The sequence below is a fragment of the Saccharibacillus sp. WB 17 genome, assembly GCF_008634075.2.
GTDB lineage: Bacteria > Bacillota > Bacilli > Paenibacillales > Paenibacillaceae > Saccharibacillus > Saccharibacillus brassicae.
On the sequence record NZ_VPFK02000029.1, the window covers coordinates 169539 to 188033 of the forward strand.

Sequence of the window (18495 nt, forward strand, 5' to 3'; positions counted from 1 at the left end):
GGGCTTTGTAGGACGGCGCCGAGCCGATCACGCAAAATACTCGGGATAAAATTTCGGGCACAGGCAGTGCCGGTCGTTCAACGGAGGATCGATCGCCCGCTCCGCCAAAAAGTCCAGCCGGTCTTCGATCGCTTCGACGGACTTGACCGTGCGCGGCGTGACGTCGAACGGCTTGTCCGCGTCCGAGATCGTGATGACCAGCCGGCCGGGCCGGACCCAGACGTGGGCGGGCAGGTTGAACAGCTTCAGATGGCCGGGCTGCTTGAGGTTCGGATGATCCTGAATACGGAACCGGTCTGCTGCGGCGCTCGCGGCGTCCGTCTCGGGCAGCGTCTCAAGCGTGATCCCGAGATGGGCGCACGTCTCTTCGAGCGCTTCGAGCGAAGGCACGCGGAACGCGGCCATCAGCCGGTCCCGGTCGCCGGTCTGGTCGGCATTTGCGCGGCAGAACCGGAACGTGTGCAGCCGGCGCGCCCACTCTTTCAGTTCAAGCCGGGGATGCGTCTCGTAAAAATAGCGAAACCAAATTTCGTCCTGCTCTTCTTTGGTCGGCACATGGCGTTTGGGCTGCTTCTTCTCCGGTTTGATAAACAATCTCCACATGGACGGTCCCTCCCGCTGCTTTGGATGGAAACGGTCCGGGCAGGCGCTCCCGCCTCCGAGCCGTCTTCTTACCGTTATTGTACCCGCTGGGCAGGCGAAAGGTAGAGCTTTTCGGGCTTTTTTGCGAAAAAAGAAAGCTCTCTCCGCTCTCCGGCATTGACCGTCACACCGGGTCGGCGTATTCTGGTCGTGGACTTGTGCAGCGAAGAACCGAATACGCTTTCTGTTCGATCCTTACGCAGCCGTGCCTACGACGAGGAGGATATCCATGAACATTTTGTTGAACCTTTTTCCGGGCGGACGCCACAAAGCGCTCACTTTCAGTTACGACGACGGCATGACGCAGGACCGGCGGCTCGTCGACCTGTTCAACCGGCACGGCCTCAAAGCGACGTTCCATCTCAACTCCGGCAAGTTCGACGAACCGGGCTACGTCAAATACGAGGAAGTCGCCGGTCTGTATGCCGGACACGAGGTGTCGGCGCATACGGTGACGCATCCTTTTCTGGAGCGCGTTCCGCGCGAACGGCTCGTCATGGAAGTGATGGACGACCGCGGCGCGCTGGAAGAACTGACCGGCTATCCGGTGCGCGGCATGTCGTATCCGTTCGGTACGTACAACGACGAAGTGACGGACACGCTAGCCTCGCTCGGCATCCGCTACTGCCGCACCGTGCAGGCGACCGGGGAATTCGCGCTGCCGCAGCGTCCACTCACCTGGCATCCGACCTGCCACCACAAGCAGATGGCCGAGATCGGGGAAGTCTTCCTCGCGCTCGACCCGCCGCCGCCTTACGCGAATCTGGCGCTGCTCTACGTCTGGGGACACAGCTACGAATTCGACAACGACGGAAACTGGGACGAGATGGAGCAGTTCTGCGCCCGGATGGCCGGACGAAGCGACGTCTGGACGGCGACGAATATCGAAATCATCGATTACATGGACGCGCTGCATCGACTGGAGTTTGCCGTGGGCGGCACGCTCGTACGCAATCCGTCGGCGCTGTCCGTCTGGGTGACGGTCGACGGAGCACCGGTCGAGATCCTCGGCGGGGAAACGAAGCGGTTGGACGCATAACGAAAAAAAGACGGCACGGCGCCGCAATCATTCGACGCCGGCCGCGCATCTGCACGCCGATAGGCGCCCAAAAAGAGCCGGATCGCGATCCGGCTCTTTTTGGGCGTGCTTATTCACTTGTCGCTGCGCTCGAACGTCCATGTCCGGCCGTCGATCGTAATCGACCAGCTGCGGCCCGTTCCGTCGCTCAGGCGCTCCGTTTGCCAACGCAATCCGTCAAGTTCGCCCTTTTCGCCGCGAATCGGATCGGACCAGGTGACGCCGCCGTCGGACGTGACGTAGAACAGCAGCGGGTTCGTTTCCGGACTGCCGGCCGCGCCGTCGGTCTGGGCGATGAACAGGCCGAGTGGCGTGCCTTCGAACCGGATCGGCGTCTTGGGTTCAAACCGGGCGTCGGCAAAATCGGCGGGCACTTGGAGCGGCGTCCTGCTCCACGAGACTCCGCCGTCCGTCGTTCCGTAGAGACCCGGATCGCCCGTCTGCGAGGCAGCGACGGCGACCCAGCCTTGTTGGTCATCGGTGAAGCGCACGGCGCCTACCGCTCCGGCAGGGAAAGAACCGGTCCTCGAATCGTCGATCTTGACCCACTGCGCGCCGCCGTTCTCCGTTCGGTACAATCGGTTGTGCACGCCGGAAGTTCCGTCGGTTCGAGCTTCTATTTTCCAGCCGATACGGCCGTCATTCAAATAGTATTCCCGGATCGGGGCCGGATCGGCCTGGGCATCCGGGGCGGATTGCGATTCGCCGCGCGCGGCGGACGGTTCGTACACCACGGCGGAAGGCGTGACTTGCACAGGCAAAGCGGTATCGGAATATCCGCTCTGTACGGAGCAGCCCGCAAACACGCTTCCGGCCAATATCAGCGCGGCCAGCCAGCCGGCATTTATCGAAAGTTTATGTCGTTTGTACATCTTGTTCAACCTCCTCGTTCGCCGCAAGTATAGCAAACTATGGAAGTTGGAAAGTAACAACGCGCTCTTGCGTTGTCATTTGCCGGTTAAAATTCGGTAACTACTCTCGGCCGGCCTCGGACGGCGTAGTGCTTGAAGCCGAACGAGACATTGACGGCGAAGCTCCACAGGATGCCGTCTTCGGCTGCGCCAACTTCGCACACGACCTCGTACGGCGTCTCGATATAACGAAGTACAAAGCGCAGCGGTTGTTCCTGATCTCCCGCAGCTCCGACGTTCGTGACCGAAGTGACGACCCGCTGACGATGCAGAGAAAGGTCTTTGACGAACACTCCTTCCGCTTCGATCGAGCGCGATATGTCAAAAGGAAGCGTGCCGCTGCGTTCGTCCGCATAATCCGTCGTAAGCTCGAATCCGCACGCCGTCCGGCCAAACCGTACCGAACGCAGCCCGTCCGGATTGTCGTCCAGCTCGTAGACCGTTCCGTCCGCGGCGGGAAATTCGAACATCGCTGCGGAAACGCGCGACGATCCGACCGAAGCCGCGGGACCGAAATCTTGCACGCCGCACTCGCCCTGCCCGTCCGCCCCGGTCGACGCCGCTTCGCGAAGCGGATGCGAGGGTCCGTCCGCTGCGGCGCCGCCGACGTCTTCTCCTGCCCAGGCGAAGATCAGATCCAGCAGCTTCTGCAGCGGCCGCATGCTCGGAAAAGCGCAGTTCGCCGCTATCGCCAAGTCGTGCTTCGGCGAGATCAGGCACAACTGACCGAACGAACCGTCTCCGCGATACGCGCCGAAACGGCACCGATGGAATTGAAAGCCGTAACCCTGCGCGGAATCGATCCGCTCCGGATTCACGCCCGTGCGGTTGTCGCTCTGCTCGGAAGACGCAAGTTCGATGTAGGCTGCCGAGACGATCCGCTTCCCTTCGTGCATGCCTCCGCCAAGCAGCATCTGCCCGAACTTGGCCGTGTCTTCCGTCGACAGACTGAGTCCCATGCCTCCGGCGGTCACGCCGAGCGGGCATCTCTCCCAGTCCGGACGCGTGATGCCGAGCGGCCCAAACAGCGCCGGCATCAGAAAATCGACCAGATCGCGGCCGGACACCCGCTCCACGATGGCCGCCAGCATGTAAGAAGAAGGCGTGCTATAGCGATAAAAAGTGCCAGGAACATGCTCTATCTTTTGCTCCAGAAAAGCGCGGGCCCAATCCTGCCGAGCCGTGACGCACGGGTAGATATCTTCGCCGTGTCCCGCGGTCATGGACAGCAGATGGCGCACCCGCATGGCTGACAGATGCAGGGAGACGTCGGCGGGCCGCTTGTCCGGGAAAAAGGATACGACGGTATCGTCCAACGACAACAGCCCCAGGTCGCAGGCGATACCGACGGCGATCGAGGTAAAGCTTTTGCTGAGCGAATACAGCATCTGCGGTACGCCGGCCCGGTAAGGCGGACGGTACAGCTCCAGCGCTTTGCGGCCCTCGTGCCGCAGCACGAGACTGTTCACCGCAAGGTCCGAGCGTTCGATTCTTGCGCGCAGCGCTTCATAATCGGTTGGGCCAACAGACAAGCGATCCCTTCTTTCCATTTCCGGCGGCAGGCTCCTTCTCTTCCGTCGCCCGCCGACGCTCGCGTTCTTTTACATCACCATAAAATTGCCGTACCGGTTCAGGTAAGCTTCCCGCTCTTTGTAATCCGGCAGGATGCTGCCGAGCTTGCGCCAGAACGAGCGGTCGTGGTTCATATGATGGATATGGCACAGTTCGTGCACGATGACGTAGTCGATCGCGTAAGGAGGAGCCATGGCCAGCAAATAGTTGAAATTCAACCTTTTTCTCGAATCGCAGCTGCCCCATTTGGTCGCGGATTCGATAATTTCGATGACTTTCGGTTCGGCTTTGAGCTGTTTGGCGTACGGGCCGATCCGTTCGTTCACGATTTTTTTGCAGCTGGAAAAATAGAACTTTTTGAGGTCGCCGCGCAGCTGTTCTTCCGTGCGCCCTTCCGTCGGAATCAGCTCGTCCAACCGGCAGCGGCGTCCGAGGTACAGAAACTCGCCTTCGCCGTCTTTTTTGTATTCTTTGGGCTTCGGCGCTTCGCGCGCTTTGTCCTGTTTGGAGCGGGTCTCGATGATCCAGTCGGCCTGCTGCGCGACGGCGGCCTGAATCTCCGCTTCGGGCATCCCGTTCGGCGCTTTGACGGTCACCAGCCCATTCGGTTCGATCTGGACGTAGATTTTTTTGCGTTTGGCATATTCGACGTGGAATTCGATGGTGTGGTCGTTATGTTGAATGTTCATGGCCTTATTATAGGGCAAAAAGGCGTTCAAATGAACCGGTCTCGAACGTAAGGCAGACCTGCCGCGCGAAAAAAGCAAATCCCGGGGGGGAAGCTTAACCGGAATGCGGCGCACACCCGCCCCGATTCGTTTTTCCGGGCAATCGGAGTGCTGCGGCGGATGAGATTCCTCTAACGAACCGTGAACGCGCTATTTGTCCTCTAACGCGCTTTCCCCGGCGCTAACGAATCGTCATCACGCTATGGGCTCGAAATCGCGCTAAAATGACCGTTTGGCGGTCCATAAGGCTATGACGATTCGTTAGTTTGCGAAAAAGGCGCAAAATCGGCAAATAGCGGTATGAGGATTCGTTAGCTTCCGGCGAATCGCAGTCCTGCAAGACCCGAAGACCTGCGAGGCCCGCAAGGACACATAAGAGCTGGTAAGTCCCTGCAAGGTCGAGTCCAGTAAGACCCCGAAGACCGGCGAGGCCCGCAAGCCTTCGCCAAACCCCGCAAGCCTCCGCAGCCCGCGGCCTTTGCAAGACCCCGCAAACCCAAAACCCCCGACTCTCCTTCCGGAGAGTCGGGGGTTTCGATGCGGCGGGCAGGTCCCGAGCGGGACTTCCCGCGCTTGGGCTTCGCGTTACTTCATCATGGCCAGGATCATGCTGACCGCTTCGGCGCGCGTGGCTTCCTTGTTCGGAGCGAAACGCTCTCCGCCTACGCCGCCGGCCAGGCCGGCTTTGTTGGCCGCCGCGATGTACGGCACGGCCCATTTCGGGATGTCCGCGGCGTCTGCGAACGTCAGCTTCGCCGACGGGTCGAGCGGCAGCTTCGCCGCCCGCACGATCGTCGCGGTCAGCTCGGCGCGCGTCATGGCGCTGCCCGGACGGAACGTGCCGTCGCTGTATCCGCTGATCAGGCCCGCTTCGACCGCCGCGGCGATCTGCGGCGCGGCCCAGGCGCCTACGCGGCTGTTGTCCGTGAACGACGGCGTGGCCGTCGAAGCCGGAAGATCGAGCGCGCGAACGATCATGGTCACGAACTCGGCCCGGGTGACGGGGCTGTTCGGACGGAAATCGCCGTTTGCGTAGCCGTTGACGAAGCCGGCGGATACCGCGCGGCGTACGGCCGATTCCGCCCAGTGGCCGGCGATGTCGCCAAGTGCCGGCTGCGCCGATCCTGCGTTATCGGCCGGGTCCGGCGTCGGCACCGCAGGGACCGGAGTCGCCGGAGTCGGGACCGTCGGAGCCGGTGCCGTTGGAGCCGGCGCTGCCGGTACCGGAGTCACGGGCGCCGCAGGAGACGGCGCCGAAGGAACCGGGAACGTCGGAGCCGGCGTATTCGGATCCTGCGGGACGGAAGGCGTGCCTCCGCCCGGCGCTGCCGTTTGTTTGACGATGCCGAAGCGATCGATCACAAAAGGAATAGCGGCGCCGTTATCTTTTTGCTGATCGATTTCATACGTCGTCGCTGTCAGGCGGCCGCCGTCGATCGTGATCGCGACGAAGTTCTGCACCTGTCCGCGAACCGGACGGGTAGCGTTGGTCGGGTCCGGACCATACTTCGCGGCATGGTTTTCTTCGGCGCGGTTGAACAGAGCGTAGTAAGCGTCGCCGAGCGCCGGCTTTTGGTTTTTGTAATACACTTTGGCACCGGCGGTGGCCGGGATCAGGTAGATGCTGCCGTCCGGGTTGACCGTGTATTCCACGCTCTCTCCGCCGACGCTTTCTTTGATGACGGCGGCCTGGCCGGCCGTTCCGTCGCTTGTGATCGGCTTCGTGCGGGCATAGATATGGTCATGTCCCTGCACGACGAAGTCGATGCCGAGCTGCGCCATGAGCGGCGCGATCTTGCTGCGGACTCCGTTCGGTCCGATGATGTCTTTGTCGGTCGCGTGGTTCGACGTCGTGTAAGGGCCTTTGTGGATATTGACGACGATCCACTGCGCGCCTTTCGCTTTTGCCGCGTTCACGTCGTCTTGAAGCCACTGCACCTGAGCCGCCGAGAAGTTGGCGTACTCCGCCGAATCTTCGTTCGAGTTTAGCACGACGAAGTGCGCATTGCCGTAATCGTACGAATAATACGCGCCCGTCTCGGTGGCCGAACCTGCCGGCGTATCGAGATTGAAGTGATCGATAAAGGCGTAGTTCTCGTCTTCGTGGTTGCCGGCCGACGGCGCGATCGTCGTCTTGAGCAGGCTGTCTTGCGAATGGCCCAGCAGCCAGTTCCACTGTTCTTCGTTCGTTCCGGTGTCGACGATATCGCCGTTATGCACGACGAATTCGGCATTCGGCACGGTCGCGAGCGCTTTTCTCAGCGTCTCTGCGGACAGGGAAGCTTCGTCTTCTTCTTTGGCCTGGGTATCGGCCAGATCGATAAAGGTGAACGAATCGCTTCCGTCGTCGGTACGGAACGTACCGGTCTGGCTCCACATATTGATCGAAGCGTCGCCTACGCGGTAGGCGTAAGTCGTGCCGGCCGTCAGACCGGAAGCTGTCGCTTTATGCACTTTTTCCGTCGGGGAATTGGTCGCCGTGTAGCTGCTGCCCTTGAACGACAGCGCGTTCAAGAAATCGGCTGCGCCGCTGACGCCGCTCGCTGCGATCTGCACGTCCGTGCCCATGACGGACTGCGGCGTGTACCACGCAAAGCCTCTCGACGTGCGGCTGTCGCCGTGGAACGTCGCCGTAACTTTGCTGACTTTCGGCGTTTCGACGATCGGATCGGTCTTGCGAATGCCGTATTGGTCGTACAGATCCGAGGTGCCGTCCGGATTGACCGTGTACGTCTCGTAGCTCAGCGTGTCGCCGGTTACGCGGAAGCCCGTAAACATCGGCAGGTTCGGCTGACCGTACTTGGCCGCGTAATCGAACGTGCGGTTCGGTTTGGGCTGATACATTTTTTTGCCGGCCGCGTTCGTGATCAGGTACAGCGTCCCTTCGGGATTTTGCACAAATCCGTCCTGGCCCGCCTTGATATCGGTGAGCGGCTTGTTCTCATACATCTGGTAGCTGCGCGTATACGTATGGTCGTGACCGCTCAAGACCAGATCGATATCCAGTTCGTCGAACACTTTCGTCAGGTTTTCGCGGAAATATTTGACGTCCGTATCGTCCACGTGGCTGGCTACCGAATAAGGCGCCTTGTGCTGGACGACGACTTTCCATTTTTGGTCGGTATTTTTCGCTTCGTCGCGCAGCCACTGTACCTGCTTCTCGTACACTTCGCGCGTCTCCTGCGTCTGGCTGCTGCCGGAATATTCCGTGTTCAGCACCATGAAATGGACCGGGCCATAATCGAACGCATAGACGGAACCGTCCGGTTTTGCTCCCGTTCCCGCCAGGTTCGGAAGATTGAAATGCGTCGCGAAATTGTCGTAATTTTTGCTCTCGTGATTGCCCACAGCGGGCATCAGCGGCAGCGTGGTCAGAATGTTGCGGGCTTCGCCGAAGAACCATTTCCACTGCTCTTCGCGATCGCCGTGATCGACTTCATCACCGGAAATGACGATAAATTCCGATTTCGGGAATTTGCCCAGGCCGGCTTCGAGCACCGTGTTCCAGATCTCGAAATCGTTTTGGGTCGTGCCCTGGGAATCGGTCGTGAACAGGAAATCGAAGTCCGCGCGGCCTGTCCGTTCTGTCGTGAACGTGGACACTTCGCTCCAGTTGTTCTCCGTGCCGTCTCCGGCGCGGTAAGCGTAAGCGGTAGCCGGCTTCAGGTTGTTTGCCACCACTTTATGGCTGCTATAGTTCGTTCTTTGATTCGCATTTTTGTCGTTCAGGTTCTCGTAGACAGCCGTGACGACAGAGGTGCCTTCGTACGAGACCGCACTGTCGGCCGGGAAAGCTCCGCCGGTCCATTTGGAAGCTTCGACCACTTCCAGCTTGGTGCCCGTGACTTGCTCCGGCGCGTACCAGGCAAAGCCCAGGCTCGTGGACGGATCGCTGTTGAAGCTCAGCGTGATCGATTCCGGACGGCCGGAGACCCCGTTTCCGTCGTAAACGTTTTCGACTACTGTCTGACTAACCGTTCCGTCGTTCAAGGCTTGTTCTTCATTCGCTGCCGCCTGTGCCCGGCCCGTTCCCAAGCCCGGACTCAAAACGCCCAGCAGCAAAATAACGGCCAGAACTACGGATATTGCGCGTGACCAAGTCTTAAGCATGATTCTCTCCCCGATGTATATGTATTACCGAACCCGTGTCCAGTGGCTTCAGCATAACAATGCAATGTTAACGCTGCGTTTTTTCAGATAAAGACCTATGTAAAAAAGACCATTGTCACCATTTACCGATATATCCACGTTCGCAAAAAGAAAACTTATCCGTTAGAGATGCCGCTAACCGGGTAATAACAAGGCAGAGACTTTTAATCGAAGGGAGATTTTAATCATGGAAAAATCGTTTATTACTACAGCCGCTATCGGTGCCGCCGCAGGCGCGCTCATCGGTGCCGGAGCCGCCCTGATCGTCGCTACGCAAAAAGGCGAAGAGATTCGCCACACCGTGCTCGACGCGGTCGAAGCGCTGCGCGAAGCCGGCCCGCAAATGAACGAAAAAGGTCACGCTCTCGCCGAGAAAAGCCAGGAAGTGACCGGAGTCGTCAAGGAAACGCTCGGCGCGGTCAAAGAACTCAAGGAAGATACCGTATCCGCGGCGCGCGAAGTCAAATCGAACGTGCAGGATTCCGTCCGCACGTCGGGCACGAACGGCAAGCCGACCGACGGAAGCGCAGGCAGCATCTAAGTTCGTTTTCCTTATATGAGAATTGAGCCAGCCCTTTGCCCCGATTCGAGGCGGAGGGCTTTTTCTTTTGCCGCGACGTCGCATTTCCGACAAACCCGTGAAGAGACTGGCCTTCCAGGCCTGGGACCTTTACAATAAAAGAGAGGGCTTTTTCCAAACGGACCGTTCCGTTCCCATGGCCCGATCAATCAAAGGAGGGATCGCATGAGAGTACGCAGGAGCGTCGAGCTTACCCTTGTCGTGGCCATAGCCGCTCTGCTGGTCGCCTATTTTTTCTTTTTCAACCTGTCTTCGAATCTGCGCACGTACGGCTTCGAGGCCGGGGATGCGATCGTGGACGAAGGTTATTCGACCGACGCCGAGCATCCGACCAAATTGATGCTGCTCGCCAACGAAGAACGGATGGGCATCGTCGTGCTCGACGGCAAAGGTCTGGGCGTGTGGGAACACGACCCGATCGTCTCCATTCTTGAAAACCCGCAGGGCGGCGAGTTTGCGTCCGTCTATCTGCCGATTCTGAAGGATTGGGGCGAGCAAAGCTACACGGAGAAACATGTCTTCGCGAGCGCCTACGTCGAGATCGACGAGCGGCCGTTCGTACCGAACGGACCGGACTTTTACGTGCATGCCGATTACTTCGACGTCAACGGGCGCACGCTGGTGTATGCCCATGCGATGTCGGACGAAGACGTGTTCGGCGAAGAGCAGGTCATCGCGCATCTGCGGGAGCAGCTGGGGCTTGCGGAGAGCTGAGACTTCGGGACGTTCCCTTATTTAAAAGAGAGCACGCCGAAGCCCGGTTCGACCGCAGCGCCAAAAAGCACGGACGCCGATCGAGGATCGGTTCCGTGCTCTTTTTTTGCCATGCTGCGCTCTAGCCACGAATTCCGCGCCTAGGCCTGCGAAGTCAAAATGCGCGGACCGTCCGCGGTGATCGCAAGCGTATGCTCGTACTGCGCCGAATTGCGGCCGTCCGCGGTGCGAGCCGTCCAGCCGTTGGCGTCGCGCGACGTCTGCCAGACGCCGGCGTTGACCATCGGCTCGATGGTGATGACCATGCCTTCCTTGAGACGCTGGCCTTTGCCCGGCTCGCCGTAGTGCAGCACCTGCGGTTTCTCGTGGATGGTCGGCCCGATGCCGTGTCCGGTAAACTCGCGCACGACGGAGAAGCCTTCGCTTTCCACGTAGCTCTGGATCGCGTAGCCGATATCGCCGAGGCGATTGCCCGCGACCGCCGCTTCGACGCCCAGCTCCAGCGCGCGCAGCGTCACTTCCATCAGGCGCTTGTCTTCCGCCGACACGTCGCCGACCGCGTACGTCCAGGCCGAATCGGCCAGACCGCCGTTCAGGTTGACGACCATGTCGATCGTGACAAGATCGCCGCTCTTGAGCGGCTGGCGGCGCGGGAAGCCGTGGCACACTTCGTCGTTGATCGACGCGCACGTCGCGTATTCGTATCCGTTATATCCTTTTTGCTCCGGCGTCGCGCCGTGCTGCTTGAGAAACTTCTCGACGAACCGGTCGATCTCCATCGTGGTGACGCCCGGTTTGATCATTTTGGCAATTTCTTTGTGGCAGGCCGCAAGCAGGTCTCCCGCCGCGTCCATCATCCCGATTTCGCGTTCGCTTTTGAGTGTAATCATGATTTATCGCTCGATTCCTTATGGATTTAAGAAAATACCGTACTTCTATAAGGATAACGCCGTTTGAAAAATGGTGCAATCCGTCGGCATATGAAGCACCTATTCGGGTGCAGCGGATTACAACAAATGCATCGCCGATTCCGCTTCGTCCCACGGTACGGAATAACCGGCCCCTTTGGCGCAGAAGATCGACGACGACGTGTACAGCGGATCGGCGTTTTTGTCGTAGCCGCGCCGCGCGATGACTTCGTCCGTGTTGTGGCAGGGGCGGTAGCCGCCGTAGGTCAGGCTCAGCATGCCTTTGCCCCGGGTGAAGGACGCCAGTTCGACCGCATAATTCATGAACGAAGCGGCCGGCACGAGGCCGGTCAGGCTCAGGTGCGTCTCGCTCAGCTCCGGCGGATCGAAGGTCCCGTGCGCCTGCTGGACGTCGTGCATGATCCGGCCGAGATGCTCGGCCTCCGCGCGGATGCGGAAGCGGTAGCACGGCTCCAGCAGGACGTTGTCCGCCTGCTCCAGCCCCTGCCGCAGCGCGCGCAGCGTCGCTTCGCGAAAATCGCCGCCGTGCGTATGCTTGTTGTGCGCGCGGCCGGTGAGCAGCGTGACCTTCACGTCGGTCAGCGGAGAGCCGGTCAGCAGCCCGTGATGCTCGCGCTCCGTCACGTGCTGCCCGACCAGGTTGCGGTAGCCGACAGACAGGTCGTCCGCGTGGCATGCGTCCGCGAACGTCACGCCGCTGCCCCGCTCGCCGGGCTCGATGCGCAGATGCACCTCGGCGTAATGCCTCAGCGGCTCGAAATGCCCGTAGCCCGTCACCGGCGCCGCGATCGTCTCGCGGTACAGAATCTCCGGCGCGCCGAACGCCGCGTCCAGACCGAACCGCTCGCGCAGCACGGCGGTCAGCACTTCAAGCTGAATCGCGCCCATGACGCGGATCTGGAGCTGCTGCAGCTCTTCTTCCCAGAGGACGCCGAGCGCGGGATCTTCCGCTTCCAGCATCCGGAATACGCGCAGCGCGTCCTTGACCGGAAGCTCGCGCGGCAGCGAGACGCTTGCTGTCAGCGTCGGCGCCATCTCGAACGGGACCGGCTCGCGCGACAGGTCGCCGATGCCGTCTCCGGCCTGCGCTTCCGTCAGTCCGGTCACGGCGAACAGCTCGCCGGCGTACGCGCGATCGACCTGCGTATGCCGGTCGCCGCTGTAGACGCGGATACCGGTAATTTTCTCTTCGCGCACGCCGGATTGTTCCGCGCTTTCGCTGCGGTCCGCGTACGCGGCGAATTCCCGCACGCCGAGCGAACCTTGCAGACTTTTGATATACGTCAGCCGGGTTCCGTTCTCGTCGTGCCCGATCTTGTAGACGCGGCCGGCGAACGGCTTGCGCGCGTCTTCGTCTGCCTCCGCCGCGGCGTAATCCGTGACGGTGAGCCGGTCGAACAGGCGCAGAAAATCGGTCACGCCGATATCCAGCAGCGCCGACCCGTGCAGACACGGGTACACGCGGCATTCCCGAATCAGCCGGATCAACGCTTCGGTCCACTCGGTCCCCGTCAGCCGGTCGTCCAGATACCCTTCCAGCAGGTCTTCGTCGCGCTCGGCCAGAAACGTTTTGAGCGCTTCGGAGAGGTTGACCGGCGGCAGCTCTTGGGTATTTTCCTCCCCGTCATCCGTCTGTTCGATTTCCGCCGCTTCCGTCAGGTCGAACGCGTCCTGCGTCAGCAGACTGCGAATCTCGTCCGTCACCCGCTGCACGTCTGCGCCTGCCCGATCTGTTTTGTTAATAAAAAAGAACGTCGGAACCCCGTAACGCCGCAGCAGCTGCCACACCGTCTCCGTGTGCCCCTGCACCCCTTCCACCGCGCTCAGCAGCAGCACCGCGTAATCCATCGTGCGCAGCGCGCGTTCCATCTCGGCCGAGAAATCGGCGTGTCCCGGCGTGTCGAGCAGATAGTAGGTCGAACCGTTGTAGCGCATGACCGCCTGCCCCGCGAACACCGTGATGCCGCGCGCCCGCTCGATGTCATGGCTGTCCATAAAAGCATCCCGGTGATCGACCCGTCCCCGGGCCCGGATGCTGTCCGTATGGTAGAGGAGCTGTTCGGCGAACGTCGTTTTGCCCGCGTCCACGTGCGCCAGCATGCCGATCGTTTTGTTCATGCGCACGGAAGGCGATCGGTCGCTCAACGCTTCCCCTCCTGCTCTTCGATCGAACGCGTCAGCGGCGATTCCGTACCGCCGGTATGCAGGGTCGTGACCGTCTCGATCAACACCAATCCGCATTCCTGTTCGGCTACCGGATTATGCATCACTCCGCGCGGCACCACGCAGAATTCGCCGGGACCGAGCTTGACGTCGCCTCGGTCTTCCATTTGGATCAGCAGCTGTCCGTACACGATCAGAAACATCTCGTCTTCGTCATCGTGTTTGTGCCAGACGAGTTCGCCCTGCACTTTCGCCACTTTGACATACTGGTCGTTTACTTTGCCGATCACCCGGGGCGACCAGTGTTCCTCGAGTTTGTCCAGTTCTTGCCTGATGTTGACCGGATCCCATATATTCATTATTCCCGCACTTCCTTTCAAAATTTCATTTGACGCTTTTGGCCGTTTCGTTTCTGTCGAGGATAACCAAAACGATTCCTAAAACGATTATATCAAAAAGAGCCGACTCCACGAGCGTAAGCGGCCCGTCGTTTCCGGTATGCGCATTTTCCGATCGGACGGGGCACGACCGGAATGGGCAAATGTGCGGATAAAAACTTCATTTTTCAGCCAAATCCGGATTTGGATCTGGACAGTATGCTGTCCTTGTTCCCCGTCTAAGATAAGGATATACGCGATCCGTAAAACGGATCCCCAAGGAGGACTCCATGAAATACGCTTATATGTACGTGCTGGATACGATGGCGGATTGGGAACTGGCTCTGGTCACCGCGCAGCTGAATTCGGGTCAATATTTTAAAAATCCCGGTACCCGCCTGCCCGTCCGAACGGTCGGAGCTTCCAAAGACCCCATCACGACGCTGGGCGGCCTGACGATCCTGCCCGATCTGACGGTAGACGAGATCGCAGCGGAAGAGTCCGCGATCCTGCTCCTGCCGGGAGCTAATGCCTGGCAGGACCCGAAGCATCGGCCGGCGATCGAAAAAGCCGAACAACTGTTGAATGCGGGCGGCCTCGTAGCGGCTATGTGCGGAGCGACGGCTGCGCTGGCCGAATTCGGCCTGCTGGATCATCGGCCGCATACGAGCAACGCGCCGGAATATTTGAGCATGTTCTGCCCGGCCTACAAAGGTTCCGCCCACTACAAGGACGAGCTTGTCGTCTCGGACGGCCAGCTGATTACCGCCGGCGCGACCGGCGGAATTCCGCTCGCCCGCGAGGTGATCTCGCTGCTGGGCGTATTCCGCGAAGACACGCTGGACGCCTGGTACAACTACTTCAGCACCGGCGAGACGCGCCATTTCTACGCCTTGATGGAAACGATGCAGCCGCAGGCTTAAACGTGCCGCCGGGCTGCAAGTCCGTTGGCGGCGCGGCAGCTGGTGCAGCGGCGGTTGGCGCAGCAGAGGCTGGTGCAGCCACGTAAACGAAGCACCTTCGGCCAAGCGGCCGAGCGCGCCAAAAAGCGAAAGTTCCACGCAAGTGGAGCCTTTCGCTTTTTTTGGCGCGCTAACGAATCGTCGTCACGCTATTTCAGGCTTTTGGGCCTTTTTCCGAATCTAACGAATCGTTATCACGCTAATGGTCTCCAAACGGCCCGATTCGGCCCAAAAGAAGCGAATAACGCTACGAGGATTCGTTAGATTTCTAAAACAGCCGAAAAAGTGGGATTAGCGATATGAGGATTCGTTAGACGTCCTGCGGCGACTGCACTTTCTCCCGGTCTTTGCCTTTGTCGGACTCGCCGGCGTTTTTGTTCGCCGCTTCGCGGTCCTGCTGCATCTCCTCGACCGTTTTCACTTTGAGGCGTGCCGCGCCTTCGCTGCCTGCGCGCGTCGGAATCAGGTCGCCGGAAGCGAGGCGCGCTTTGGCCGCCGCGATCGCGCCGCCGTACTGCGGCAGCCACGGCTCTCCGGCTACGAGCATCTCGTCGACCATCTGCCAGATCTCTTTCGGGTTGCAGACGGCGCCGACGAGCGGGTCCATCATAAACGCCTGGCGCAGCAGCTTGTCGTCGCCGCTTACGGCCGCTTCAACCGCCAGACGCTGCACGGAGATGCTCACATTGCATACCGCGGCCGCGCCGAGCGGCAGATCGCCGACGACCGGCATCGAGATGCCATTGCGATCGACGTAGCCCGGCGCTTCGATGATCGCGTCGGCCGGCAGGTTCGGAATGACGCCGCCGTTGACCGTATTGAAATGTCCGCGGTAGACGCGTCCCGTCTCCAATCCTTCCACGATATAGGAGCCGTGCTCTTCGCCGCGATGCTCCGCCCCGTAGACGAACGCCGGGTCCCGGAGCCAGTTCGGGAAATCGGTCTCGAACCAGCTCCGCCCTTCCGTGCATACCCGCAAATAGCCGCCCGTCTCTCCGTTGATCCAACTGCTGAGATCGATCCAGTCCTTGATCTCGTCGCTGCGTTTGCGGTACCAGGGCACGTATTCGCTGAGGTGACCGTTCGATTCGGTGCTGTAATAACCGAAGCGGCGCAGCATGTCGATCCGGACTTTCTCGGTGCGGCTGTACTCCGGATGCCGCTCGAACGCTTCCAGCAGTCCTTCCGTCAGGTCGCGGCCTTCATGCTTGGCGGACACGTACCACGTCTGGTGATTGATGCCGGCGCAGATGATATCCACGTCTTTTTTGTCCAGTCCGTACACTTCCGCGATCTGATGGTGTCCATGCTGGACGCCGTGGCACAGCCCAATCGTGCGTACGCCGCCGTATTTGATGCAGGCCCAAGTGAGCATCGCCATCGGATTGGAATAGTTGAGCAGCAGCACGTCCGGCGCGGCCTGCTCCCGAATATCGCGGCAGATCTCCAGCATCTCGGCGATGCCCCGCTGCCCGTACATGATGCCGCCCGCGCACAGCGTATCGCCGACGCACTGGTCCACGCCGTACTTGAGCGGAATGTCCACGTCGGTGGCGAACGCTTCGAGGCCGCCGACTCGAATGGTACAAAATACGTACTTGGCACCTTCCAGCGCTTCGCGCCGGTCCGTCGTCGGACGGATACGGATCGAGAGCCCGTTCTCGTCGATATCGCGCTGGCACAGCTCCGTCACCATGTCCAGATTCCGGCGGTCGATATCCATGAACGAGACTTCGATATCCGCGAATTCCGGCACGCTGAGAAGATCGCGCAGCAGCCCCCGCGTGAATCCGATACTGCCCGCCCCGATAAAAGTCACTTTGAAAGACATCCGTTTTGCCCCTTTCGCCGCTTCGGTCGCTGATCCGGCTGATCCGGCGGCTTGAGATTAACCTGCATGCCCATCTTAGCAGGAGGGGGTTAGAAAGCGTTATCAATATTGTGACCACTTGCGCCGATATGTGTTAAAAATTCTCACTTTCGTGCGCCGAAGCCGAGTAACGGTCAGCCGCCTTCGGCTTCTTCCGCGCCGCCCTGTCCTTTTTTCCAGGAGTCGGGTTCGGCGCTTTCCCGGTATTCCGTCGGCGTGCAGCCGCCGTACTTGCGGAACAGCAGATGGAAATACGGCCGGCTGGCGATGCCGACGTAGTCCGCGATTTCGGCGACCGGAACGGCGCTGCCGGTCAGCAGCATCTTGGCTTTGTCCATGCGCAGCGCGTTCAGGTAATCCGTCAGCGTGCGCCCCGTATGCTGCTTGAACAGGCGGTGCAGGTAGCCGGGATGCAGATTGACGGCGGCCGCGATTTCCGGGACGCGGATGCCGCGGTCATAATTCTGGTGCAGGTATTCGATCGCGGCGCGCACGTAGTGCGAAGCGTGCTGGGGACCGGTGTGCAGCCGTTCCACCCGCAGCCGGGCGAGCCGCAGCAGCAGTTCGGCGAACAGCAGCCGCACCATGACGTTTTGCCGGCCCTGCCGGCGATCCAGCTCCAGCACGAGCGATTTGAGCGTATGCGGCACTTCTTCGGGATCATGCAGGACAAGGCTCGCCGCCGGGCTGTCCAGCAGTTCCGCAAGCGGCGGCTCTTCGCGGGCCAGCATGCCGATACTGAGCGCGCTCTCGTCGCCGGGCGCCAGGGGAGCGACGGAAAATTCCACGTTCAGCATCCGGCAGGGCGTACCTTCCTCGACGATCAGCCGATGCGGGACGTTTGCGTCCAGCAGGATGAGCTCGCCTTTTTTTAACCTATGGCGCTCTTCGCGCCCTTCTTCGGCCATGACGTCCACGATACAGCTGCCGGTCATCAGGTACATGATTTCCATGCAGTCGTGGCGATGGTAATCCATCCGGTAAGCTTTCCACTGTTTGTAATAATAGGCGTGGAACCGCGGGCCGTACCCGCTCTCCAGCAGCTTGCCCCCGAACAGGCTTCCGCTTGATCGACTCACTTCCGTCCCCTCCCGTCGTCGCTTTTTCTCTACCTTATAACGCGCCCCGCAGAGGGTCAACTCCGCCTGATGTCCCGCTTTTTTATACGTGTAAGCTATTCTGTCCTGAAAAGGAAAAACCGGGCGTAATCCGGTCAAATTCCGTTCTCGCGTAAGCTTTCCTGCTTGCGGGGCGAAACGTTTCGAGGTAAGATTTACGCATAGACGATGACTTATAGAGGAGCGAACTTCATGCATATCAGAATCGACGACCTTCAAGGACCCGAAATCGCCGCGCTGCTGGAAGACCATCTGCACAGCATGACGCTGCATTCGCCGCCCGAGAGCATTCACGCGCTGGATCTGGACAAGCTGCGCAGGCCCGGGATTACGTTCTGGACCGCCTGGGAAGACGGGGAGCTGCTCGGCTGCGGCGCGATCAAGGAACTGGACGCCGGCCATGCGGAACTCAAATCGATGAAGACCGATACCCGGCATCTGCGCAAAGGCGTCGCGGAGAAGCTGCTGATCCACGCGATCGGGGAAGCGCGCAAACGCGGCTACGAACGGATCAGTCTGGAGACGGGTTCGATGGACGCGTTCGTGCCGGCACGGAAGCTGTACGAGAAGCACGGATTCGCGGAATGCGGGCCGTTCGGCGATTATGAGCTGGACCCGTACAGTTTGTTTATGAGCAAAAAGCTGTAAGCGGCTTGGGCCGGCTTTTGGCGCGATCCCTTGTTATAGAAGGAGTTTTATCAT

General features: G+C 60.2%; 15 protein-coding genes. 5 read left to right on the forward strand and 10 right to left on the reverse strand.

What is annotated here, in order from left to right:
• Positions 1-27: 27 nt before the first annotated feature.
• A complete protein-coding gene (locus FTE24_RS16550) occupies positions 28-603 on the reverse strand; it encodes a hypothetical protein (protein ID WP_150232300.1) in 576 nt (191 codons plus the stop codon).
• A 268-nt stretch (positions 604-871) separates the two neighbouring features.
• Here FTE24_RS16550 and FTE24_RS16555 point away from each other — a divergent pair, with 268 nt between their 5' ends.
• Positions 872-1681 carry a polysaccharide deacetylase family protein gene (locus tag FTE24_RS16555; protein WP_150232303.1) on the forward strand — a complete coding sequence of 270 codons (810 nt, stop codon included), beginning with the start codon at positions 872-874 and terminating at the stop codon, positions 1679-1681.
• Between the two features lie 113 nt (positions 1682-1794).
• On the opposite strand, the gene FTE24_RS16560 is transcribed toward FTE24_RS16555, so the two are convergent.
• From FTE24_RS16560 to FTE24_RS16575, 4 genes are all read right to left on the reverse strand, one after another.
• Positions 1795-2592, reverse strand: a complete 798-nt coding sequence (locus FTE24_RS16560) for a WD40/YVTN/BNR-like repeat-containing protein (RefSeq protein ID WP_150232306.1) — start codon at positions 2590-2592, stop codon at positions 1795-1797.
• An 86-nt stretch (positions 2593-2678) separates the two neighbouring features.
• The gene (locus FTE24_RS16565; RefSeq protein ID WP_237401795.1) at positions 2679-4163 is read right to left on the reverse strand and encodes a serine hydrolase domain-containing protein; all 1485 of its coding nucleotides are present in this window, start codon (positions 4161-4163) and stop codon (positions 2679-2681) included.
• Between the two features lie 69 nt (positions 4164-4232).
• Positions 4233-4892 carry a M48 family metallopeptidase gene (locus FTE24_RS16570; RefSeq protein ID WP_150232310.1) on the reverse strand — a complete coding sequence of 220 codons (660 nt, stop codon included), beginning with the start codon at positions 4890-4892 and terminating at the stop codon, positions 4233-4235.
• Between the two features lie 624 nt (positions 4893-5516).
• Positions 5517-9041 (reverse strand): S-layer homology domain-containing protein, encoded by a 3525-nt coding sequence (locus FTE24_RS16575; RefSeq protein WP_150232312.1) that lies wholly within the window; start codon positions 9039-9041, stop codon positions 5517-5519.
• A gap of 226 nt (positions 9042-9267) precedes the next feature.
• On the opposite strand from FTE24_RS16575, the gene FTE24_RS16580 reads away from it, so the two are divergent.
• On the forward strand, positions 9268-9621 hold the full coding sequence (locus tag FTE24_RS16580; protein ID WP_141448555.1) for a YtxH domain-containing protein: 354 nt from the start codon (positions 9268-9270) through the stop codon (positions 9619-9621).
• A gap of 204 nt (positions 9622-9825) precedes the next feature.
• Complete coding sequence (locus tag FTE24_RS16585) at positions 9826-10374, forward strand: hypothetical protein (protein WP_150232313.1); 549 nt, start codon at positions 9826-9828, stop codon at positions 10372-10374.
• 140 nt (positions 10375-10514) lie between these two features.
• On the opposite strand, the gene map is transcribed toward FTE24_RS16585, so the two are convergent.
• The 3 genes from map to FTE24_RS16600 form a co-directional block, all read right to left on the reverse strand.
• Positions 10515-11264 carry a type I methionyl aminopeptidase gene (gene map / locus FTE24_RS16590; RefSeq protein ID WP_150232315.1) on the reverse strand — a complete coding sequence of 250 codons (750 nt, stop codon included), beginning with the start codon at positions 11262-11264 and terminating at the stop codon, positions 10515-10517.
• Between the two features lie 117 nt (positions 11265-11381).
• On the reverse strand, positions 11382-13421 hold the full coding sequence (locus tag FTE24_RS16595; RefSeq protein WP_150232637.1) for a GTP-binding protein: 2040 nt from the start codon (positions 13419-13421) through the stop codon (positions 11382-11384).
• A 23-nt stretch (positions 13422-13444) separates the two neighbouring features.
• Positions 13445-13825: a cupin domain-containing protein gene (locus FTE24_RS16600; protein ID WP_150232317.1), complete on the reverse strand. Its 381-nt coding sequence runs from the start codon at positions 13823-13825 to the stop codon at positions 13445-13447.
• Positions 13826-14133: 308 nt separating this feature from the next.
• On the opposite strand from FTE24_RS16600, the gene FTE24_RS16605 reads away from it, so the two are divergent.
• Positions 14134-14766, forward strand: coding sequence for a DJ-1/PfpI family protein (locus FTE24_RS16605; RefSeq protein ID WP_150232319.1), 633 nt, complete (start codon positions 14134-14136; stop codon positions 14764-14766).
• Between the two features lie 349 nt (positions 14767-15115).
• Here the strand turns inward: FTE24_RS16605 and FTE24_RS16610 are convergent, their stop codons facing one another.
• Positions 15116-16636, reverse strand: a complete 1521-nt coding sequence (locus FTE24_RS16610) for an alpha-glucosidase/alpha-galactosidase (protein ID WP_150232321.1) — start codon at positions 16634-16636, stop codon at positions 15116-15118.
• Positions 16637-16809: 173 nt separating this feature from the next.
• Complete coding sequence (locus FTE24_RS16615; protein WP_337190063.1) at positions 16810-17754, reverse strand: AraC family transcriptional regulator; 945 nt, start codon at positions 17752-17754, stop codon at positions 16810-16812.
• A gap of 231 nt (positions 17755-17985) precedes the next feature.
• On the opposite strand from FTE24_RS16615, the gene FTE24_RS16620 reads away from it, so the two are divergent.
• Entirely contained in the window at positions 17986-18441 is a 456-nt protein-coding gene (locus FTE24_RS16620; protein WP_150232325.1) for a GNAT family N-acetyltransferase, read from the forward strand.
• Positions 18442-18495 lie beyond the last annotated feature (54 nt).